The organism is Pseudoduganella violacea (assembly GCF_014191875.1).
GTDB lineage: Bacteria > Pseudomonadota > Gammaproteobacteria > Burkholderiales > Burkholderiaceae_D > Rugamonas > Rugamonas violacea_A.
On the sequence record NZ_JACHXD010000003.1, the window covers coordinates 61,844 to 82,718 of the forward strand.

At 65.5% G+C, this 20,875-nt stretch carries 18 protein-coding genes; 5 read left to right on the forward strand and 13 right to left on the reverse strand.

Features of this window, described 5'->3' with window-relative positions; genetic code table 11:
- Positions 1-4: 4 nt before the first annotated feature.
- From FHS03_RS06000 to FHS03_RS06010, 3 genes are all read right to left on the reverse strand, one after another.
- A complete protein-coding gene (locus FHS03_RS06000) occupies positions 5-1,246 on the reverse strand; it encodes an efflux RND transporter periplasmic adaptor subunit (RefSeq protein ID WP_183440133.1) in 1,242 nt (413 codons plus the stop codon).
- Positions 1,247-1,436: 190 nt separating this feature from the next.
- A complete protein-coding gene (locus FHS03_RS06005; protein ID WP_183440134.1) occupies positions 1,437-2,297 on the reverse strand; it encodes an alpha/beta hydrolase in 861 nt (286 codons plus the stop codon).
- Positions 2,294-2,482 carry a hypothetical protein gene (locus FHS03_RS06010; protein ID WP_223306029.1) on the reverse strand — a complete coding sequence of 63 codons (189 nt, stop codon included), beginning with the start codon at positions 2,480-2,482 and terminating at the stop codon, positions 2,294-2,296. The genes FHS03_RS06005 and FHS03_RS06010 overlap by 4 nt, the downstream gene beginning before the upstream one ends.
- 154 nt (positions 2,483-2,636) lie before the next feature.
- Between FHS03_RS06010 and FHS03_RS06015 the strand changes: the two genes are divergently transcribed.
- From FHS03_RS06015 to FHS03_RS06025, 3 genes are read left to right on the forward strand one after another with little or no spacing between them, the layout of a single operon-like run.
- Positions 2,637-3,590 carry a LysR family transcriptional regulator gene (locus FHS03_RS06015; protein WP_183440135.1) on the forward strand — a complete coding sequence of 318 codons (954 nt, stop codon included), beginning with the start codon at positions 2,637-2,639 and terminating at the stop codon, positions 3,588-3,590.
- A complete protein-coding gene (locus FHS03_RS06020; RefSeq protein WP_183440136.1) occupies positions 3,587-4,531 on the forward strand; it encodes a D-2-hydroxyacid dehydrogenase in 945 nt (314 codons plus the stop codon). The genes FHS03_RS06015 and FHS03_RS06020 overlap by 4 nt, the downstream gene beginning before the upstream one ends.
- Positions 4,532-4,535: 4 nt before the next feature.
- Entirely contained in the window at positions 4,536-6,791 is a 2,256-nt protein-coding gene (locus tag FHS03_RS06025; protein ID WP_183440137.1) for a sensor histidine kinase, read from the forward strand.
- Between the two features lie 5 nt (positions 6,792-6,796).
- Here the strand turns inward: FHS03_RS06025 and FHS03_RS06030 are convergent, their stop codons facing one another.
- The 8 genes from FHS03_RS06030 to FHS03_RS06065 form a co-directional block, all read right to left on the reverse strand.
- Complete coding sequence (locus FHS03_RS06030) at positions 6,797-8,467, reverse strand: hypothetical protein (protein ID WP_183440138.1); 1,671 nt, start codon at positions 8,465-8,467, stop codon at positions 6,797-6,799.
- A gap of 14 nt (positions 8,468-8,481) precedes the next feature.
- Positions 8,482-9,894 (reverse strand): glycosyltransferase family 2 protein, encoded by a 1,413-nt coding sequence (locus tag FHS03_RS06035; RefSeq protein ID WP_371871605.1) that lies wholly within the window; start codon positions 9,892-9,894, stop codon positions 8,482-8,484.
- Positions 9,891-10,943, reverse strand: coding sequence for a HEAT repeat domain-containing protein (locus FHS03_RS06040; protein ID WP_183440139.1), 1,053 nt, complete (start codon positions 10,941-10,943; stop codon positions 9,891-9,893). The genes FHS03_RS06035 and FHS03_RS06040 overlap by 4 nt, the downstream gene beginning before the upstream one ends.
- Positions 10,921-11,685, reverse strand: a complete 765-nt coding sequence (locus FHS03_RS06045; protein WP_183440140.1) for a YaiO family outer membrane beta-barrel protein — start codon at positions 11,683-11,685, stop codon at positions 10,921-10,923. The genes FHS03_RS06040 and FHS03_RS06045 overlap by 23 nt, the downstream gene beginning before the upstream one ends.
- Positions 11,682-12,071: a response regulator transcription factor gene (locus FHS03_RS06050; protein WP_183440141.1), complete on the reverse strand. Its 390-nt coding sequence runs from the start codon at positions 12,069-12,071 to the stop codon at positions 11,682-11,684. Before FHS03_RS06050 ends, FHS03_RS06045 begins: the two co-directional genes overlap by 4 nt.
- 105 nt (positions 12,072-12,176) lie before the next feature.
- Positions 12,177-12,407, reverse strand: a complete 231-nt coding sequence (locus FHS03_RS06055; RefSeq protein ID WP_050408316.1) for a hypothetical protein — start codon at positions 12,405-12,407, stop codon at positions 12,177-12,179.
- A gap of 41 nt (positions 12,408-12,448) precedes the next feature.
- The gene (locus tag FHS03_RS06060) at positions 12,449-13,603 is read right to left on the reverse strand and encodes an alpha-hydroxy acid oxidase (RefSeq protein WP_183440142.1); all 1,155 of its coding nucleotides are present in this window, start codon (positions 13,601-13,603) and stop codon (positions 12,449-12,451) included.
- 67 nt (positions 13,604-13,670) lie between these two features.
- Complete coding sequence (locus FHS03_RS06065; RefSeq protein ID WP_183440143.1) at positions 13,671-14,012, reverse strand: hypothetical protein; 342 nt, start codon at positions 14,010-14,012, stop codon at positions 13,671-13,673.
- 106 nt (positions 14,013-14,118) lie between these two features.
- On the opposite strand from FHS03_RS06065, the gene FHS03_RS06070 reads away from it, so the two are divergent.
- Positions 14,119-15,933, forward strand: a complete 1,815-nt coding sequence (locus FHS03_RS06070; RefSeq protein ID WP_183440144.1) for a sensor histidine kinase — start codon at positions 14,119-14,121, stop codon at positions 15,931-15,933.
- Complete coding sequence (locus tag FHS03_RS06075; protein ID WP_183440145.1) at positions 15,893-16,540, forward strand: response regulator transcription factor; 648 nt, start codon at positions 15,893-15,895, stop codon at positions 16,538-16,540. The genes FHS03_RS06070 and FHS03_RS06075 overlap by 41 nt, the downstream gene beginning before the upstream one ends.
- Before the next feature lie 141 nt (positions 16,541-16,681).
- Here FHS03_RS06075 and FHS03_RS06080 read toward each other — a convergent pair whose 3' ends face one another.
- Both FHS03_RS06080 and nrfD read right to left on the reverse strand, forming a co-directional pair.
- The gene (locus FHS03_RS06080) at positions 16,682-19,771 is read right to left on the reverse strand and encodes a molybdopterin dinucleotide binding domain-containing protein (RefSeq protein WP_183440146.1); all 3,090 of its coding nucleotides are present in this window, start codon (positions 19,769-19,771) and stop codon (positions 16,682-16,684) included.
- Positions 19,772-19,782: 11 nt separating this feature from the next.
- Positions 19,783-20,874, reverse strand: a complete 1,092-nt coding sequence (nrfD, locus tag FHS03_RS06085) for an NrfD/PsrC family molybdoenzyme membrane anchor subunit (protein WP_221208058.1) — start codon at positions 20,872-20,874, stop codon at positions 19,783-19,785.
- Between the last annotated feature and the right edge of the window lies 1 nt (position 20,875).

Here is a 20,875-nt window from a genome sequence, read left to right on the forward strand (position 1 = left end):
TTTATTATTCCTTGGAAGTGCCGGACTTGGCGTCAGCGGCGGCTACTTTGGCGTCTTTCTTTTTGTCTTCCGGTTTGGCGGCCGGGGCCAGCGGGTCGTAGTCCATCGACACGATCTGCGGCGTGACCGGCGCGCCGGGACGCACGCGCTGCAGGCCGTTGACGACGATCTTCTCGCCGGCTTTCAAGCCTTCGCGCACGATGCGGTAACCTTCGATGGTCGGGCCCAGCTTCACGGCGCGGTACTCGGCCTTGTTGTCGGCGCCGACCACGTAGACGAATTTGCGGTTCTGGTCCGTGCCCACGGCGCGGTCGTTGATCAGCAGGGCTTCGCTCTGCGCCTTGCCGCTGCTCAGCTGCACGCGGGCGTACAGGCCGGGCACCAGGATATGGTCGGCGTTGGCGAAGGTGGCGCGCATGCGCACGCTGCCGGTCTGGATGTCGAGCTGGTTGTCCACGAATTCCAGCTTGCCCTCATGCGGGAAGCCGGTTTCATTGGCCAGGCCCACTTTCACCGTCACCGGTTCGCCCTTCTGCGCCTGGCTGCCCACGCGCAGGAAGGTGTCCTCGTCGCCGTCGAAGCTGGCGTAGATGCGGTCGGTGGACACCACGGAGGTCAGCACGGCCGACGCGTCGACCAGATTGCCCAGGGTGATTTCCGCTTTCGAGACGCGGCCATTGATCGGCGCCACCACCTGGGTGTAGGTCAGGTTCAGTTTCGCGGCTTCATAGGCAGCCTGCGCGGCGCGGGCATTGGCGTCCAGTTCTTTCTGGCTGGAGGCGCGTTCGTCGAATTCGCGCTGGGCGATGGCTTTATCGGCCAGCAGCTTTTCGGCGCGGCTCAGTTCCAGGCGGGCCAGGTCGGCCTTGGCGCGGGCCGAGTGGGCCGCCGCTTCGGCGCGGTTGGCTTCCGCCGCGTAAGGGCGCGGATCGATCACGAACAGCACATCGCCTTTTTTCACTTCGCTGCCCGGCTTGAAGTTGACGGCGGTGATAAAGCCGCTCACGCGGGAACGGATCTCGACGCGCTCGATCGCTTCCAGGCGGCCGGAGAATTCCTGGGTTTCGGACACGGTTTTTTGGACCACGGCCGCCGCCGAAATCGGCGGGCCGCCGGCGGCAGGGGCTTCCGCGGTTTTGCCGGTGGCGTCTTCGCAGCCGGTCAGGGTGGCTGCCGCCAGACCCGCCACTGCCAGGGCGGCGACCAGCGGTCGCGCCAAAGCCGTCAATTGATTCTTGCTTTTCATGGTTTACCCCTTTTGGTATGAAAATTGTGATGACGCAGGTAGCTCCCAGCCCGCATCGCAAAATTGAAGGAAAATACTTGCCCAGCCGTGTCGATTGACACAGTTTTTCTTGTGAAACTAATGGATATGAGTCGTTTACAAATATACTGCTGCCAGCATAATATGTAAACTATTTTGTTTATTTAAACCATTATGCGGATGGGGTTTCCATCCCATCCAGGCTCGCCATAAACCCGGCGATTTCGCTGAGTGCAAACACCTTGCATGCACATTCGTTACGGGCGCCCGGTTCTTCCAGGCGGGAGGGGGGCAAGCGTCGCACGGTGGTCTTGATACCGCAGGAAATCAGCTTGGCGCCATATTGTTCGGCCTCGTCGCGCAAGGGATCGTCTTCCGCCGACAAAATCAGGGCCGGCGGCAGATTCTTCAGCCGGCTCGATTGCAGCGGCGAAGCGTAAGGGTGGGTGCGGTCGGCCGCATTCGGCAGATAACCGCGGTAAGCGGCGGCGCAGGTATCGACCACGGAAGCCTTGTCCGGACAGGTCGGCATCTCGCGCATGGAGCAGGTGGTCAGGCCCGGATCGAGCATGGGCATGATCAGAATCTGGCCCGCCAGTGCCGGGCCGCCCCGGTCGCGCGCCATCAGGGCGCACACGGCGGCCAGATTGGCCCCTGCCTCGATGCCGGCCGACAGCAGCTTTTTGCCGCTCCAGTTCAGCTTCGTCTTGTTCTTCTTGGCCCACTGCAGCACGGCGTGGGCGTCTTCCACGGCGGCCGGGAACGGACTCACGGTCGCCAGCGTATAGTTCGAGGCCAGCACCACATGGCCGGGATTGCAGCTGACCAGGGCGCGCAGGAAGCCGTCGGCCTCCTCCAGATCGCCGCCGACGAAACCGCCGGCATGGAAGAACACGACCAGGGTGTCGCGCCGGGGACCGGGCGCGCCCGCCGCATACAGGCGGGCGGCCAGGGGGCCATGGGCGCCGCCGACTTCCAGGTCGCGGGTCTTGACGTTCAATTCTTCCACTGGCTGCTGCACGATCGCGTTCATTGCTGGACTGGCTCCACATCGGCCGCCGACAAGGTTTGCAGCGCCGCGTCATCGGCGCAGGCCAGCAGCTCATGGTTCAGGGCGTCGAAGCCGCGCGCCTCGATGCGGGCGGCGTGCGAGTACTGATCGGTGTACACCATGCCCGCCAGCGCCGCGGAGCTGAGCACCAGCGCGATCGTTGCCATGATTCCGTTCAAAGTTCTCATCATCACCTCCCGTTTTTGCTGCAATAAATTCAATAATCTTTGTGCGATGCGTCAACTATAGACTTGATCTACAATCTGATAAATATTGCAAAGACGAATTGATTGTTCAGATTTTTGAACAATGGAGCGAAAGATGAATAAACTGCAAGCCATGGAAGTTTTTGTCCAGGTGGTCGACGCGGGCGGCTTCACCAGGGCGGCGGAAAACATGCAGATTCCGAAGGCGACGGTGTCCACCTTGGTCCAGGGACTGGAAACGGCGCTCTCGGTCAAGCTGCTGCACCGCACCACGCGCCAGATCAACGTCACGGCCGACGGCGCCGCCTATTACGAACGCTGCCTGCGCATCCTGGCCGACGTGCGCGAAGCCGAGGAGTCGCTGTCGCGCACCCGGCTCAGTCCCAGCGGACGGCTGCGCGTCGATGCGCCCACCGGCCTGGCCAGCGACGTGCTGATGCCCGCCCTGCCCGCCTTTTTCGACCGCTATCCGGACATCGTGCTGGAACTCGGCTGCAGCGACCGCCCGGTCGACCTGATCGAGGAAGGCGTCGATTGCGCCGTGCGCGGCGGCGCGCTGGACGATTCCACCCTGATCGCGCGCCGCATCGGCGTCATCAACTTCGTCACCTGCGCCGCCCCGGCCTATCTGGCGCGCTTCGGCACGCCCCAGCACCCGCGCGAGCTGGAACGCCACCGCTGTGTGAATTATTTTTCGTCCAAGACCGGCAAAACCTTCGACTGGAACTTCACGCGCGACGGCGAGCGCGTGCAGCTGCCGATGCCCGGCCTGATCGCGCTCAACGATTCCAACGCCTATGTGCAAGCCGGCTTGGCGGGCCTGGGCGTGGTGCAGATGACCGATTTCGCCCTGCTGCCGCTGATACGCGACGGCCGCATGGTGCCGATTCTGGACGACTGGGCCACCGACCCGCTGCCGATCCATGTGGTATATCCGCAAAACCGCCATCTGTCCGCCAAGGTGCGAGTCTTTGTAGAATGGGTGTCGGATCTGTTTGCCAGCCATCCGGGCATGCGCGTCAAGGCGCCGCCTGGACAGGCGCTGCCATCTTTGGAGAGTGCCGCATGAAAATCGTCTTCCTCGACCGCGACAGCCTGATCGCCGATCTGCGCCGTCCCGCCTTTGCCCACGACTGGCAGGACTATCCGGCCACGGCGCCGGCCGACGCCGTGGCGCGGCTGCAGGGCGCGGCCATCGCCGTGACAAATAAAGTGCCGCTGCGCGCCGACACCCTGGCCCAGCTGCCGCAGCTGAAAATGATCGCGGTGGCCGCCACCGGCACCGACAATGTGGACCTCGCGGCGGCGCGCGAACGCGGCATCGTGGTCACGAATATCCGCAACTACGCCACGGCCGCCCTGCCCGAACATACTTTCGCCCTGATACTGGCGCTGCGCCGCAATCTCTTGGCCTACCGCGCCGACATCGAGGCGGGACTGTGGCAGCGCTCGGAGCGTTTCTGCCTGTTCCACCACCCGATCCGCGACTTGCATGGCAGCCGTCTGGGCCTGCTCGGCTACGGCGCGCTGGGCCAGGGCGTGGCGCGGCTGGGCCAGGCTTTCGGCATGGAAGTGGTGGTGCATACGCGCTCGCCGATCGAGGACGGCAGCGTGCGCAGCGTGGGCTGGGACGAGCTGTTGGAAACTGCCGATGTTCTGAGCCTGCACGCGCCCCTGACGGAACAGACGCGCAATATCATCGGCGCGGCCGAACTGGCACGCATGAAGCGCGACGCCCTTCTGATCAACACCGCGCGCGGCGGCCTGGTGGACGAGATGGCGCTGGCGCAAGCCCTGCGCGGCGGCGTGATCGCCGGCGCCGGATTCGACGTGCTGTCGAAGGAGCCGCCATTGCCCGACAATCCCCTGCTCAATCTGCGCCTGCCCAATTTCCTGCTCACGCCGCACGCGGCCTGGGCCAGCGGCCAGGCCATGCAGGCGCTGGCCGACCAGCTGATCGCCAATATCGAAGCGTATGCCGCCGGCCATCCGGCCAATGTAGTCGCCTGAGGCGATGAACAGCGCGCGCTACCGCCCCGGCATCGGCAGCTATCTGGCCATGGCCTTCTGCGCCATGGCGGTGCTGCTCAGCGTGATCCTGTCGCAGGTGCTGGGCGTGATCGCGGGCGGCCAGGTCAAGGCCGATATCGGCGGCGCGCTGGCCGAACTGGCGCTGCAAACCTCGGACAAGCTCGATCGCGGCATGTTCGAGCGTTACCGCGAAATCGAGCTGATGTCGCGCCGCCAGGATCTGCGCTCGCCCGAACTGGACCCGGCCGGCAAACGCGCCATCCTCAATGAACGCCAGGCCACCTACCAGTACTACGCCTGGATCGGTCTCACCGACGCCAGCGGCAAGGTGCTGGCCGCCTCGCAAGGCATGCTGGAAGGCGCGAATGTCGCGGCCCGGCCCTGGTTCGACAAGGCGCTGCAAGGCACCCACGTCGGCGACGTGCACGAAGCGCTACTGCTGGCCAAGCTGCTGCCCGGCGCCGGCGCGGAACCGAAACGGTTCGTCGACGTGGCCTTCCCCCTGCTGGACAAGAACGGCAAGGTGCTGGGCGTGCTGGGCGCGCACCTGTATTGGCAATGGGCGCGCGATGTGGAGCAGTCGGTGATCGCGCCGGTACGGGTGCGGCGCCATGTGGAGGCGATGATACTGGGCCGCGACGGCACCGTGCTGCTTGGCCCGCCCGCCCTGCAAGGCCGCCGCCTCGACCTGGAAAGCCAGCGCGCCGCGCACCGCCAGCGCAGCGGCCATGTGGAAGAGAACTGGCCGGACGGCGGCCGCTATCTGGTCGGCTACAGCGAGACGGCAGGCCACGGCCATTATCCCGGCCTGGGCTGGACGGTGCTGGTGCGCCAGGGTCTGGACGACGCTTACCAGCCCTTGCATCAGATGCAGAAGCGCGTGCTGTGGGTGGGACTGGGGCTGGCCTTGCTGTTTTCCCTGCTGGGTTATCTGGCGGCGTTGCTGATCGCCCAGCCACTCAGCTCTTTGGCCACGGCGGCCGAACGCATACGCCAGGGCGAGGCGCTGTCGCTGCCGCCGGCCGGGCCATATAGCGAGGTGCAAGCCTTGGTCCAGGCATTGAACGCCCTGGTGGCCAACCTGATGCAGCGCAAGAGCGAATTGAATGAGTTGAACCTGACGCTGGAACGGCGCGTGGAGCAGCGCACGCGCGAACTGGAACAGGCGCTGGCCCGCGTCAGCGCCAACGAGCAGCGCATGCAGACCATTATCGCAAGCGCGCAGGACGCGTTCATCGCCGTCGATCCGCAAGGCCGCATCATCGACTGGAATTCGGCGGCCGAACGCATGTTCGGCTGGCGCCGCGGCGAGGTGCTGGGCCAGTCCTATATCGAGGTGCTGGTGCCGCCGCGCTTCCGCGAACGGCAGGAGGAAGCCTTGCTCGGTTTCCGCGACTCGGGGGAAGCCAAGCTGCCCGAGCACCGCCTGCAGCGCCTGGTCCTGCGCCGCAACGGCGAGGAGTTGGCGGTGGAAGTGACGGTGGCCCTGGCCGGCGCGCGCGACGAGAGCTTTTTCAGCGCCTTCCTGCGCGACGTGTCGGCACAGCGCAAGGTCGAGCAGATGAAGAGCGAATTCATTTCCACCGTGTCGCATGAACTGCGCACGCCCATGACCTCGATCCAGGCCTCGCTGGCCATGCTGGCCGACGGCAGCGCGGGCGAGCTGTCGACCGACACCCGGCACCTGCTCGATATCGCGCAAAAAAGCAGCGAGCGCCTGGTGCGGCTGGTAAACGACGTGCTGGACATGGAGAAGATCGAAGCGGGCCGCATGGATTACCAGATGCGGCGCCAACCCATCCTGCCCTTGCTGGAGCAGGCGCTCGACGCGGTGCGCGGCATGGCCTCCCAACGTCCGGCGGGCTTGCAGCTGGAAGCGGCCGTCGATGGCGTCGAACTGAGCGTGGACCACGACCGCATCATCCAGGTGCTGGTCAATCTGCTGTCGAACGCCGTCAAGTTCTCGCCGCAGTTCAGCACCGTGACACTGAGCGCGGAACGCAACCTGGATTGGCTGGCCATCGCCGTCGCCGACCAGGGCGAAGGCATTCCACCGGAGTTCCAGGGCAGCGTCTTCGAGAAATTCGCCCAGGCCGATGGCTCGGACCGGCGCCGCAAGGGCGGCACGGGACTGGGACTGAGCATCTGCAAGAGCATCGTCGAAGCGCATGGCGGCCGCATCGGTTTCGACACCCATCCCGGCAAAGGGACGGTGTTCCGCGTCGAACTGCCGCTGTAAGCCAGCTATTTCAGCTCGTGCAGGGCGATGCCGTTGAAGGATGGCCAGGCGGAGAAGTCGGCCTCCAACGCGGGCAACAGGCGCAACAACGCAGCCGGATCGGCGTGGAAGGTGGTGGCGCTGCCGTCCAGCACACGTTCGCTCTGCAAGCGGAACGATGCGCCATGCGGATTGGCTTGCGCGCTTTTCAGCAAGACCAGCAGCGGCACGCCATCCAGTTGCACCAGCCAGGCCTCGCCCGCATCGGCGCGCGCGTAACGGCGCTGCAATTCGGGCGGCAAATAGCCGGCTTCGAGCGCGATCCTGACCTGCTTTTTATGCGCTACGCCCCAGTCCAGGAAGGGCTGGGCGAAGCGGCGGATCTGGGCCGGGTCGGTGCGGTAGTCCATCACCGCGACGCCGCTGGCGTATTCGGCCAGCCCCTGCAGCAGCGCGCTCTTGCCGCTCCACCAGAACGGCACGACAAACTCCAGCGCCAGGCCGTCCGCCTCGCGCCGCAAGCCGCGCAGCAGCGCCAGATAGGCGCGGTCCAGCTCCGCGGCGGCGCGCTCATAGCCGGGCAGCAGATAGTGTTCGATGTCGAACTGCACGCCGCGCAAACGTGCCGGCGCATCGGCCGCCGCGTTGTAGGCGGCATAAGCGCGCATGCGCGCCAGCGTGCCTGGCTGCTCGCTCTCCAGCACCATGCGCGGATCGCCATCGACCGGCCAGAGCGCAATACCCTGCGCGGCCGCACTGCGCGCGAAAGCGCCCAGGCGTTCGGGCTGGGCCACCGCCATGCCATCCGCCGCCGCCGTCAACGGCACCGAGATGAACAAGGTGCGCAGGCCGTGGCGCGCCGCCCATGCCAGCATGCTGTCGCCCTCCTCCATCCACTGTTTTGCCTGCCATACCCAGGCCGAGCGCCCCGGCGCCTTGCCGGGAACGGGCTGCAAACGCAGGCTGGCAAGTTCCAGCTGCGCCGCCTGCTCCGGACAGGCAATGCTGAAGTGCTGCCACGACGCGCCATCCAGCCGCGTCGGCAAGGCAAACGATGTTGCGCTTCCGAGGACGCCGATGGGCGCCGCATCTTCCCGCGCCGCGCGCGCCGCATCGGCAACGCCAAGCGCGAAGGCGGCGTCCGCTGGGGATGGCGACGAGACGGCAGCGTGCAGCCGCATCGCCGCCGCGGACAGATGCCAGGGTCCCGCCAGCAGCAAACCGGCTGGCTTGGCGCCAGCGCGGCAGTCGATCCGCAAACGGCCGTCTTTCAGTTCGGCGGCGATGCGTTCTTCCACGCCATATGGGCGCAGCGTCAGCAGCGGCAGCAGATTTTCCCGCACCGGCATGGCATGCCTGCCCTGGCGCGGCGCTTCCACGCCACTCTCCACGGAGGCGATGCGCTCGCCGCCGGCGTCCATCTGCACCAGCAGCGTGCCTGCCAGAGAGGCCGCTTGAGCGGGCGTCAAGGCATGGACGGCAGTGACGGCGGCGGGCGCCACCGGCAATGGCAGGCTGGCGCAGGACGGCAGCGCGGCGGAGGCGGCGCGCAATTGCACTTGCAGCAGCCTTCCATCGGGATGGGTCAACATCCCCTCCTGCGCAGCCGCGCCCTGCGGCGCCGGGCAAAGCTGCAAGGCGCTTCCAGAAGCGGCAGCACCGCCGGCGGCGCCGCTCAGGATGGTCAGGATCGCCATCGCGCGCCGCATCGTCAGACCTTGCGCTGCCAGCTGCCTTTGCGCGTCATCGCGCCCCAGCTGGCCTCCCCCTGCGTCGCCCAGCGGTATAGGCCCACCAGCCGCCACCAGGTATTCAGCTGGCGGTAGCCGAAATTCTCGGCGATGACGATGAGGGCCAGCATCAGCAACTGGCGCGGCTTGGGATAGATGTGGAAGGACATTTCTTCAAGCAGCAAGCCTGAAGTCGAAAGCAGGATGCCCAGGCCGATCGCCACGAACAGGAAGACGGCAAACGCCTCCCAGGACACCCAACCGAAATACCAGGCAAACACCATAAAGACATAGCCACCCAGTTCCACCAAGGGCCCCATCCACTCGAACAGCAGCATGAAGGGAAAAGCCAGCCAGCCCGGCACGCCGCCGCGCCGGCTGAACATCAGTCCCCAGTTGGCGCTCAGGCTTTCCGACAAGCCGCGCTGCCAGCGGATGCGCTGGTTGCGCAGCGTTGCCTTGTCTTCCGGCGCTTCGGTCCAGCACACGGGATCGGGAATGAAGTCGATGCGGTACGGCTGCTTTTTCTCGCGCAGCAGACGGTGCATGCGCACCACCAGCTCCATATCCTCGCCGATGGTCTTGGGCTTGTAGCCGCCCGCCGCCAGCACCGCATCCTTGCGGAACAGGCCGAACGCGCCCGAGATAATCAGCATGCCGTTGATCACCGACCAGCCCAGGCGTCCGAACAGGAAGGCACGCAGATACTCGACCACCTGGAACAGCGCCCAGACATTGCGCGGCAGCCCGACCCGCGTCAGATAGCCGCCGCGCACCTCGCAGCCATTCGCCACGCGCACCGTGCCGCCTGTGGCAACCACGGTGGAATCGGTGAGGAAGGGCTTGACCAGCCGCTGCAGGCTGTCGCGCTGCAGGATGGAGTCGGCATCCACGCCGCAAAACAGCGGATAGCGCGAGGCGTTGATACCCGCGTTCAGCGAATCGGCCTTGCCGCCATTGGCCTTGTCGATCACGCGCAGATTCGGGTAGCGCGTGGAGCGATAGAAGCCGCGCACCGCTTTGGTCTCGATCTGGACGCGGTAAGCCTCGGGAAAAGCCTGCAAGCCGAATTCCTGCTTCAGCACCTCCAGCGTGCCATCGGCCGAGCCATCGTTGATGACGATGATCTCCATCTCCGAATAGGATAGTTGCAGCATCGAGCGCACCGAAGCGGCAATCGTCGCCTCCTCGTTATACGCCGGCACCAGCACGCTGATAGGCGGTTCCAGCGCCGAATACACCTGCGGCAGGTCGTCGAGAATGATCTCCTGGCTGCGCCGCCGCAGCGAGATCATGGACAGGAAATTCAGCAGCAGATAGCCGCCGTTCAGCAGCACGAAATAGCTCAACACAAACACCGTGGTGAAATGGACGACCAGCTCATGCGTGTTCACGCTGCCTCCTGTTCCGCTCTGACCTGCTTCAACATATCGAGCGCATAGCGGTCCATGCCCTCCTGCTGGAGAGCGGCCAGATCGTCCGGCGTCAGAAACGGCAAGCCAAGCAAGGCTTGCGCCGCGCGGTAGCGCACCCACCACTGCTGGTCGCCCAGCAGGCGGCGCAAGCGCTCCACATCGCTATGGTCACCCAATTGTCCCAGCGTGCGCACCGCCTGCACGCGCACGCGCCAGTCGCCGTGATTGAGCTGGCGTCTGACTTCATCGAGCAGATCGGGCGTGGCCGCCAGCCGCAGCGCGCAGGACACCACCTCGGCCACCGGATGGTTCAACAAGCCGCGCAATTGCCGCGCCGGCAGCGACAGGCGCAGCGCGGCCAGCAAGCGCAGCGCATGCGGCAACTGTTCCTGGTTCGTTCCCGCCACCGCGTCAGCCAATACCGGCTCCCACTCGGCGCGCGCATCCTTGAGGATATTCGCCAGCTGCGACATGGCCCAATCTTCGCGCTGCAGCAGCATGGGCGCCGCGTCGCGCGCGGCGCGCGCGGCGTCGGCCTGCACCAGCGCCCAGAGCGCATGCACGGAAGCGGCGCTATCGCTGCCATGCACCACGTCCAGCAGCTCGTCCCAGGCGGCTGCGTCGCGCAAATGGCCGAGCGCCAGGATCGCCAGCAGGCGCTGGGCGCGATTCCCCGTGCTTAGCAAGCGGCGCGCATAGGCATCACAGCCGAGACGGTAAGCCACCTCATTCAGGCCGCCGCTTGCTTCGCCGCGCACCGACTGGTGCAAATGCACCCACAGCTTGAGGAAAAGGATGCGCTCGGCCGAACGCAGGCCCGGCAGCGAAATTTCGCTGACGCCGACAATGGCGGCGTTCAAGGCGGGTCGCCAGCGCGCCGTCAATGCCTGTTCGCGCCGTTTCAGGCGCCGCGCCGCCAGGCGCAGGTAGACGATCTGCGCGGCGATCAGGAGCGTAAGCAGCAGCGCGCCAACGCCGGTCCAGAAGGCGGCCAGAAGATAAATATCAGAATGCAGCCTGGAGTCCAAGACTGAACCCGTTACGGATATAGAAATCGCCCTGGCGCGTGTGGCCCAGGCTGTAGTTGAGCGCCCAGTCCTTGCCCAGCCAGTGGCGGCCGACCAGGGCCGCCGAACGCAGGCTGCTCAATTGCACGCCGCCGCCGATATTCGCCGCCTCCTTGCCGCCGGCGACGATGATGCCGACCGAATCGCGGTCGCTGTAATAGTAGCTGGCGCGCAGCTCCAGTCCATGCGCCGTGGCGCCAAAGGCGCGCGCCGGACGCCAGGCCAGGCTGGCGCCGAAATCGGAAAAATAATGCTCCAACATCAGCAAGCCCTGGTTCACGCGCACATCGTTATAGCGCGTGCTGCGGCCGCCGCCATGCAGCAGCCAGCCGCGCGCAAATTCGTATTGCAGCGCCCCGCCCAGAGCGTTCTTCGCCAGCACATGGTGGCTGCTGCTGGCATTGGCCTCCAGCGACAGCACCAGGGCGGCGCCCAGCGGCGTCACCAGGCCGGCATTGACTTGCGTATCGTTGAGGCCAAAACGGCGCGTGCGGGTCAGGCCCAGGCCGACGCTCTGGCGCGGCGCCAGGCCATAATTGAGTTGGAGGCTGGTTTCGCGCCAGTCGGGCGAGCCATTGCTCAAGTGCTCCTTGCCGCTGGCCAGGCCGATGGTGCTGCGCGGCGTTTCGTCGGCTTGGACGCTGAAGTGGGCGGCACAGGCCAGCAGCACAAAGGCAAGCCGGGCCAGCGCCGCCCGCCTCATTGCTGCTCCCGCAGATAGCGCCGCACGCGCGCCAGCAATTCGTTCGGCTGGAAGGGTTTGACCACATAATCGTTGGCGCCCGCATCAAGGGCGCGTACGATGTCCTGTTCGGTGTGTTTGGCGGTCAGCATCAGCACCGGCACATCCTTCCACTCGGGGCGGTCGCGGATCAGGCGCACCACTTCAAAGCCATCGATATAGGGCAGCATCACGTCCAGCAGCACAAGGCTGGGCAGCTCGTCCGCTTCCTCAATCGCTTTGCGCGCGGCCAAACCATCGGCCGCGAGCAGCGTGCGGTAGCCCTGCCGTTCCAGCATATAAATGAGGATCTGGCCGATATGCTCGTCGTCTTCGATTACCAGAATCAGGGTGTGCTTGGCATCCATGACAAATCGTTGAGCTGGGATAAACCCATTCTACGGATATTTGCCGATGCACGCCAAGGACTTAATGAAGCGAACGCACGCCCTGCCGCAGCGCGGCGCCGTCGCTTACTCGCCCGCGAATTCGGCGGCGGCCTTGGCCGACCACAAAGCCTTGTCGTAGCTATCAAAAGGAATGTCATAGCGCTCCGTCTCGCCATCGTCGCCGACAAAGACGGTCCACCAGCCGGCGGCGTCGCGCACGATGGCGATATCGCCGGGATTGCATTGCGCCAGCACTTGTTCGCCCTGTTCCAGCGTGATGATACGGGTACCCCGGTGCAGTATTTCAGTGTTCATGTCCGGCTCCGCTCAGATGTCGTCCCCGCATTGTACCGCTGTCACGGCGCGCCACGGTCGTCGCCGAGCAGGATTTTTCGGTCCACCTGGCGTACATCGCGCAAGCCGCAAAAAGCCATGGTCAGATCCAGCTCGTTGCGGATGATCTCGAGACAGCGCGTCACGCCCTGCTCGCCCATCGCGCCCAGCCCGTAGAGGAAAGGACGGCCGATATACACGCCTTGCGCGCCCAAGGCCAGCGCGCGCAGCACGTCCTGGCCGGAACGCACGCCGCCATCCATATGCACCTCGATGTGGCCGCCCACCGCGTCCACAATGGCGGGCAAGGCAGCGATCGAGGATGGCGCACCGTCCAGCTGGCGGCCGCCGTGGTTGGACACGATCAGCGCATCGGCCCCGGAAGCGGCGGCCAGGCGCGCGTCTTCCGCGTCCATGATGCCTTTCAAAATCAGCTTGCCGCCCCAGCGCTGCTTGATCCACTCCACATCCTTCCACGACAGCGTCAGGTCGAACTGCTGGCTGGTCCACGCCGCCAGCGAGGACATATCCGAAACCGAACCGGCATGGCCGACGATATTGCCGAAGTAGCGCCGCTTCGTCCCCAGCATGCCGAGGCACCAGCGCGGCTTGCCCGCCATATTCAGCAAGTTGGCGACGGTGAGCTTGGGCGGGGCCGACAGACCATTGCGCAAATCCTTGTGGCGCTGGCCCAGCACCTGCAAGTCCAGTGTCAGCACCAGGGCCGAGCAGCGCGCCGCCTTGGCGCGCTCGATCAGGCGCTCGATAAAGCTGCGGTCCTTCATCACATACAGCTGGAACCAGAACGGCTTGCTGGTGTGGGCCGCCACATCCTCGATGGAGCAGATGCTCATGGTCGACAGGGTAAACGGCACGCCGAACTGCTCGGCGGCGCGAGCGGCCAGGATTTCGCCGTCGGCGTGCTGCATGCCGGTCAGACCGGTGGGCGCCAGCGCCACCGGCATGCTCACCGGCTGGCCGATCATGTCCGATTGCAGCGAGCGGTTTTCCAGATTGACGGCCACGCGCTGGCGGAATTTGATCCGCTCGAAATCGCTGCAGTTGGCGCGGTAGGTGGATTCGGTCCAGGAGCCGGAGTCGGCGTAGTCATAAAACATGCGCGGAACGCGCTGTTGCGCCAGTTGGCGCAGATCTTCGATACAGGTGATGAGGGACATGCTGGCTCCGCGTTTGTCTTGTTTCGACAAATCATCGGATATTTCGCAACAATTGCCAACTGCTATCTCAGAATAGCTGGTGCAACAGCAGCATATACAAGGGCAGGATGGCGGCGATATTGGCGCTGGTCGTGATCAGGGCCAGCTTGCGCATTTCCGCCTTGGTGGCCAGGTGCGGCAGCTGGGCCTCGATCGCGGCCAGGCGCTGACCATGCTCCAGGCGCATTGCCACAAACTCCGCATAGAAGCTGTCCAGGCGCGCCTCCAGCCGCGCAATATCGGCCTTGACCGCCTCCAGATCCGTCTTGGTAGCATACTCCCTGCGCATCGCGGTCAGCTCGGCCATCACATCGTTCATCTGTTTGTCCAGAAAGGAGAGGCGGACATTCTGGCTTTCATCATTGGGCATGGCATCCTCACTGTCAAGCAAGCTCTGGGCCAATTGTGCTCGCCCGCGCCGGGCGGAATGATGAGGCAGATCAGACGCCGCCAATAAAGGTATACTAGCGCCACTTATGCGATTCTTCCCGTCTTGTTGGCGGCGATCCGCGGCGAGTCTGATCGCGGTTGCCTGCCTTGTCCCAAGCGCGTTTGCGCGCGATGTCAGCATCGGCGTCTTTGCCTATCAGGGCGAATACGCGGCCGTTTCCGACTGGTCGCCGCTGATCTCTTACCTCAACCACAGCCTGCCCGAACACCGCTTCCAGATGCACAGCTACGACGCGGCGGGCATGCGCAAGGCGATCGGCGACGGCCAGATCGACCTGGTGATCACCAACCCCGGCTACTACGTCACGATGGAGGCCGAATTCGGTTTGAGCCGCATCGCCACGCTGGAGTCTATGCAAAGCGTGCGCGCCGGCCACGCCAGCGGCTCGGCCATCATCGTGCGCGCCAGGGATTCGCCGCTGCGCGAATTGACCGAACTCGATGGCAAGCGCGTGGCCGCCGTGGCGCCGGAAGCGTTCGGCGGCTATCTGGTGGCCGCGCGCGAACTGCTGCGCTTCGGCATCGATATGGAATCCGATCTGCAGGAACTGCGCTTTGTCGGCCTGCCCATGATGAATGTGGTGCAGGCGGTGCGCAGCGGCACGGTCGATGCGGGCATCGTGCGCAGCTGCTTCCTGGAGCAGATGGAGGCGCGCGGGCAGCTGCGCATGGCCGATTTTCGCGTGCTGTCGCCGCGCCGCGAAAGCGGCCTGCCCTGCGCCGTCTCGACCGCCCTGTACCCCGATTGGCCGGCCGCCGTCACGCGCCAGACTGACCCGGTTCTGGCCAAGGCGGTGGCCCAGGCGCTGCTGGCCATGCCCGCCAGCGCCAGCGGCATGAGCTGGTCGGTGCCGGCCGATTATCAACCGGTGCATGAGCTGTACCGCGAGCTGCGCGCCGGCCCCTACGCCTATCTGCGCGAAATCACGCCAGGCGGCCTGGCGCGCCGTTTCTGGCCCTGGCTGCTGGGCCTGACCGCGCTGGTGGCCGCCTGGATCGTGCATACGGTGCGCGCCGAGCAGCTGGTGCATCGCCGCACCGCCGAGCTGCGCGAATCGTTGCGCGCGCGCCAGGCGGCCGAGGCGCGCATGCGCGACAGCCAGGAACAGATGGAACACCTGTCGCGGCTTTCCGTGCTGGGCGAACTGTCCGGCAATCTGGCGCACGAAATCAACCAGCCGCTGACCACCATCGGCAACTACGCGCGCAGCGTGCTGCGGCGCCAATCCGACAGCAAGCTGACGCCGGAGGCGATCACCGAAGCCTGCTCCGAAATCGTCAGCGAAGCCGAACGCGCGGGCGGCATCGTGCAGCGCATCCGCCACTTCGCCAAGAAGCGCAGCGCGGTGCGCGAACCGCTGGCGCTGACACCGCTGGCGCATGAAGCCAAGCGCCTGGTCAGCGGCATGCTCGCCAACGCGCCCGACATCGTGATCGAGAGCCGCACGCCGGGCGGCTGCTGCGCCCTGGCTGACGGCCCGCAGATCCAGCAGGTGCTGCTGAATCTGATCAAGAACGCCATCGACGCCGGCCGCGGCCTGCCGGCCGAGCGCCAGACCATCCGGGTCGAAATCGGCGCGGCCGACAAACGCACCCTGGTGCAGGTGATCGACCAAGGCGCCGGCCTGCCGGAAGAACAGCGCGAGCAGCTGTTCCAGCCCTTCTTCACCACCAAGCCCGATGGCCTGGGCCTGGGCCTGTCGATCTGCAAGACCATCATCGAGTCGCACGGCGGCCGGCTGTGGGCTGAGGCCAATCCGGACGGCTGCGGCATGCGCTTTATCTTTACCCTACCCTGTCATGAATATTCCACCGCATCAGTGTCTTGTCCACGTTGTTGACGACGATCCCGGCCTGCGCCGTTCGCTGCGCTTCCTGCTCGAATCGGTGGGCTGGAATGTGCGCCTGCACGCCTCCGCCGAAGAATTTCTCGAAGTATGCGACACACTGGACCCGCCGCTGAACCAACAGCCTTGCTGCATGCTGCTCGACATCCGCATGGCCGCCATGAGCGGACTCGAACTGCAGCAGGTCTTGCAGGAGCGCGGCATCGGGTTGCAGATCATCTTCATGACCGGCCATGCCGATGTTTCGATGGCCGTGCAAGCCATGAAATCGGGCGCCGCCGACTTCATCGAAAAACCCTTCAAGGACCAGCTGATGCTGGACGCCGTCGCCGCCGCCGTGCGCCGCAGCGCCGAAACCCTGCAGGAGGCCCGCATCCGCCAGGAGGCGATGGACATGCTGGCCGCCCTCTCGCCGCGCGAAAGCGAAGTCGCGCGCCTGGTTGCCCTGGGCCAGCCCAACAAGCTGATCGCCGCCGCCTTGGGCATCAGCGAAAAGACCGTCCACATCCACCGCCAGCACGTCATGGAAAAAGCCGGCCTCTCCTCCGCCGCCGAGTTGGCCCGCCTCATGCTGCGCGCCGACCCCAGCGCCCTCAACTAGCCTTCATTTGCGCTAAATCAAAAAATGTCCAACCCTGGTGTCAGGCACTGGGGTAGGACATTCTTTGATCTGGCGCAAACAATGTCCACCTCTGGTGCCTGACACCAGGGTTGGACATTGTTTGATTAAGATCAAACCGCGTCAGGCGCGGCGCAGCTTGGCCGGGAGGCCGTTGCGGACTGAGGTGCCGGAGATGGCATCGACCCAGGGCGCTTTGTCGGGGCGGGTGGGGTCCATGATGCCGATGTCGTTCAGGTTGACGCCGGCCGCGAGCTTGCGGTTTTCGGGCTGGCGCTCGCCGCCGATGCGGTGCGACCGCGCGCCCAGTTCGCGGTGGCCGAAGCCGTGTTCGAAGGCGGCGACGCCAGGGGTGATGCCGGCATGGATCATGACGCGCGCTTTGAGGCTGCCGTCGGGGGTGCTGATTTCGGCCAAGTCGCCCATCCGCAGATGCATGCGCTCGGCGTCGTCGGGGTGGATCAGCACCGGATTTTCGGGATGCACCGAGAGCAGGCGCGTGGCGCCGATCGAGTAGGGATTCTGCAGCGCCGATTTGTAGCTGATCAGCTCCAGTGGCCAGTCCTTCCGCGGATACAGCTTGCGCATCGGCGTGCCGTCGGCGAAAGCCGGCTCCTTCCACGTGCCGCAGCCGGTGTTGCGCTTGCCGGACAGGCTGTTCTTCGAGCCGCCCACATTCTCGTTCCACAGATGGCACATGGCTTTCATCGGATTGCGCATCCACTCGGGATGGTCCTCGTCATACGCGTCCTTGCCGGGCTGGTAGCGTCCACCGCGGCTGTACAGGAAGCCGACCTTCGCCACCTCTTCCGGTTTCAGCGTTTTCTCCAGCAACGGGCGCAGACGCTCGACGCCCGACAGCAGCAGGTCTTCCGCCGTCGCATCGGGCACCGGCTCCTTGCCCAGCCAGGCCACGTTGGCGCCGGCGCGCAGATACCAGTCTTCCGGTCCGTCCAGCGCGTAGCTGTTGCCGTCGGCGTCGCTCAGGGCGCCGGCGCCGAAGCCGGGCAGTTTCATGGCTTTGGCCAGCGCGATGAAGAAGGTTTCCATGCCGACCGGACGGCCGTCCGGTCCTTTCTGAGCCTTCGGTTCGATCACCGGCCAGCGCGCGCCCATGGACTTGGTCGGCACGCCGTTCCAGGCGGCGACCCAGCCCCAGCTCTCGTACATCAGCGAGTCGGGAATGATGTAGTCGGCATAGGCATTGCTCTCGTTGATGAAGGGATCGATCGAGATAATCAGGGGCAGCTTCTTCGGATCGGCGATGTCGCGCGCCAGCCGCGTGCGCAGACCCGGAATGCCGTACAGCGGATTGGAGGACCACAGCACCAGCGCCTTCAGGCCATATGGATAGCCTTGCATCGCGCCCGGCAGCAGCTCGGTGGTCAGGCCCGAGGCGTTCGGGAACCATGGCGCGCTGGCCGGATAAGGTTTGCCCTTGGCTTTGCCGGCCGCGAACTCGGAGGTTTTCTCGTAGGGCACATTACGTCCCAGCGGCAGGCCGGAAGGCTTGACCTGTCCGGCGAAGGTTTCCAGGTTATAGCGCGGACCATTGCCGTCGTCCTTGAAGCCGCCGCCATTGGCGACGAAGCCGCCCTTCCAGTTCACATTGCCCAGCAGAGGGTTGATGCTCATCAGCGCATAGGCATTGTAAAAGCCGCTGCCGCTCATCATGCCACCGTGGGCGACCACCGAGGCGCGCTTGCTGTGCGCGGACAATTCCTGCGCCAGCGCCGCCAGCGTCGCAGCCGGGATGCCGCAGGCGTCGGCGTAGGCCTGCATCTCCTTGCGCATGGCCTCTTCGCGCAGCAGTTGCAGCGAGGATTTCACATGCAGCTCCTTGCCATCCACCAGCAGGCGGGTATCGACAAAGAGCTGGGCCGCCGCCTTGGCCTGGTCATGCAGCACGGTCTTGCCGTCCGCGCCGAGGCAGATGAAGGCGTCGCCTTCCTTGTAGCGCTGTTCCTCTTCCACCGCCACGCCCAGGTCGGAGGCGCGCAGCATGCGTCCCTGGCGCGCGTGGCCCGGCTCCACCACCACCAGATGGGTGGCGTTGCTGAACGATGGTTCGCCGTTCTCTTTCGCCAGCGCCGCGTTGGGGAAGCCGAGGAAGCGGCTGTCGATGCGCTCATTCTCGAACAGCCAGCGCATGATGGCCATGGCCAGCGCGCCGTCGGTGCCGGGACGAATCGGCAGCCAGCGGCCACGGTCGCCACTGGCGCGGTTGCTGGAGTGGTTCAGCACCGGATCGACCACCACATAGGACAGCTTGCCCTCGGTGCGCGCCTTGGCGATCAGCGTGCCCTGGCGCTTGAAGGGATTGCCCGCCTGTCCTGGCGCGGTGCCGACGAAGAGTACGAATTCGGCGTTGCTGAAGTCAGGCTTACAGTGCGGCATTTTCTTCAGGTCGCCGAACAGCGCGCCGGAACCGGAGCGGTAGGCGCCGCCGCAATACGAGCCGTGGCCGAAGAAGTTGATGGTGCCGTAGGCTTGTTGGAAGAAGCGGCGCGCGAAGCCTTCGCGGCCGTCGTTCACGCTGGACAGCACGGCCACCTGGTTCACGCGCGGTCCCAGTTCCGGCTTGTCGGCATTGATCGGCGTTTTCAGGTCGCGCAGGCTGCCCAGGCCTTCGACCGGTCCTTCGCCGAACAGGTCGCCGCCCTCGACCACTTCGCGCACCAGCTGTTCGAAGGAGATCGGTTCCCAGCGTCCGCTATTGCGCGGGCCGACGCGCTTCATCGGCGTCAGCACGCGGTAAGGCGAATCGATCTGCTGGGCCACGGCGTTGCCGCGGCCGCAGGCGGTCGAACGGCCGGCCAGTCCTTTGCCTTCGAAGGCGGTCAATGATTTGAAGCTGTCGCGCACACTGGCCTTCATCGGCAGGTGCGGGTCGGTGGACAAAGGGCTGTACGGATTGCCGGTCACGCGCAGCACCTTGCCCGAAGCGCGCTCGATGCGCACGCGCACGCCGCACATGGTGGTGCAGCCCAGGCAGGTGGTGTAGCTCACCTGCTGCGCCGGATTCACCGACAGATGGCCCTGCGCATCGATGCGGAATTCCGGTTCGGGCGCATCGCCGGCGACGCGGTGTTTCGGCTTGTCGTGGCCGGCCAGCTTGCCGACCATGCGGCCGGCGGTTTCGGAAAAGCCGGCGGCGAAGGCGGCCACGCCGCCCGCGGCCAGGATGGTACGACGTTTGCTGATGTTTTTCATGATGCTCTTTCTCAGGCTTTCACTGTTTCGTCCCAGCGCATAAAGCTGGTCAGCACGATGTAGATGGCGCAGCACAGGCCGGCGGTGCCGATGATGCCGAGCAGGCTGTCGGGACGCATGCTGAGCACATAGGGGTAGCCGGTGGCGCCCAGTTTGGGGATGCTCTGGCCGCCCATGAAGACGATCCAGCGCAGCAGCCAGGCGCTGTGCAGCGCCAGCACGGCGGGCAGCAGCAGGCTATGCGTGCGGTAGCGCGCCACCCACAGCAGCACCAGGATGCTGGCCAGCAGCCAGGCCAAGGTTTGCAGCCAGCCGCTCGAATCGCCTACCGCGTCGAGCATGCCGGCCGCCGCCGGCGACAGGCCGCTGATGCCGGCAGCGAACCATGCGCCCAGCAGCAGCAAGGTGGCCCATTGGCTATGCGCCAGCCAGCGGTTCAGCAGCGGCGCCGACGCGTTCTGGCGCGCCAGTCCTTCGAACAGGGCGATGATGCCCAGGCCACCGGTGAAGGCGCTGAAGGCGAACAGCAGCGGCAGCAGCGCGCTATTCCACAGCACGCGGGCCTGCACCACCATCACTTCCATGCCGGTGTAGAGCAGGATCAGGGCGGCGCCCAGTGCGGCCATCAGCGCGGCCAGGCGGATGGCGCCCGCATTGTCATGGCCGCCGTAGGCCAGCCAGCGGTACAGCGCGGCCATGCGTGGCGGCGTGTCCGCCTCGGCGGCGATATGCGCCAGCGTGGGACGCAAACAAAGCCAGGCATACAGCGCCAGGCCAAACAGATACAGGGGGATGAAGAAGGAGCCCCAGGCCATCCACGATCCCAGATTCGGATGCAGGTAGAAGTTCATGAAGCGGCCCGGCTGGTGCAGGTCGGCCAGCAGCGCGACCGGCGCGCTCAAGCCGCAGACCAGGGCCGCCAGCAAGGCGCGGCGGCCGATGCCGCGCCAGGCCGGCCGGCGCCACACCAGGCCTGGCAGCGAGAGGAAGAAGGCGGCCGTGGACAGGCCGATCAGGAAGAAGTACTGCACGGCCCAGGGCAGCCAGCCCGGTTCGCGCGCAAAGCCGAGCACTTCGACGATGGAATTCACGCTGGTACTCATG

Coding starts and splice junctions, on each gene's coding strand:
- FHS03_RS06000 (WP_183440133.1), bottom strand. CDS start 1,246: ATGAAAAGCAAGAATCAATTGACGGCTTTGGCGCGACCGCTGGTCGCC.
- FHS03_RS06005 (WP_183440134.1), bottom strand. CDS start 2,297: ATGAACGCGATCGTGCAGCAGCCAGTGGAAGAATTGAACGTCAAGACC.
- FHS03_RS06010 (WP_223306029.1), bottom strand. CDS start 2,482: ATGGCAACGATCGCGCTGGTGCTCAGCTCCGCGGCGCTGGCGGGCATG.
- FHS03_RS06015 (WP_183440135.1), top strand. CDS start 2,637: ATGAATAAACTGCAAGCCATGGAAGTTTTTGTCCAGGTGGTCGACGCG.
- FHS03_RS06020 (WP_183440136.1), top strand. CDS start 3,587: ATGAAAATCGTCTTCCTCGACCGCGACAGCCTGATCGCCGATCTGCGC.
- FHS03_RS06025 (WP_183440137.1), top strand. CDS start 4,536: ATGAACAGCGCGCGCTACCGCCCCGGCATCGGCAGCTATCTGGCCATG.
- FHS03_RS06030 (WP_183440138.1), bottom strand. CDS start 8,467: ATGGCGATCCTGACCATCCTGAGCGGCGCCGCCGGCGGTGCTGCCGCT.
- FHS03_RS06045 (WP_183440140.1), bottom strand. CDS start 11,685: ATGAGGCGGGCGGCGCTGGCCCGGCTTGCCTTTGTGCTGCTGGCCTGT.
- FHS03_RS06050 (WP_183440141.1), bottom strand. CDS start 12,071: ATGGATGCCAAGCACACCCTGATTCTGGTAATCGAAGACGACGAGCAT.
- FHS03_RS06055 (WP_050408316.1), bottom strand. CDS start 12,407: ATGAACACTGAAATACTGCACCGGGGTACCCGTATCATCACGCTGGAA.
- FHS03_RS06060 (WP_183440142.1), bottom strand. CDS start 13,603: ATGTCCCTCATCACCTGTATCGAAGATCTGCGCCAACTGGCGCAACAG.
- FHS03_RS06065 (WP_183440143.1), bottom strand. CDS start 14,012: ATGCCCAATGATGAAAGCCAGAATGTCCGCCTCTCCTTTCTGGACAAA.
- FHS03_RS06070 (WP_183440144.1), top strand. CDS start 14,119: ATGCGATTCTTCCCGTCTTGTTGGCGGCGATCCGCGGCGAGTCTGATC.
- FHS03_RS06075 (WP_183440145.1), top strand. CDS start 15,893: ATGAATATTCCACCGCATCAGTGTCTTGTCCACGTTGTTGACGACGAT.
- FHS03_RS06080 (WP_183440146.1), bottom strand. CDS start 19,771: ATGAAAAACATCAGCAAACGTCGTACCATCCTGGCCGCGGGCGGCGTG.
- nrfD (WP_221208058.1), bottom strand. CDS start 20,874: ATGAGTACCAGCGTGAATTCCATCGTCGAAGTGCTCGGCTTTGCGCGC.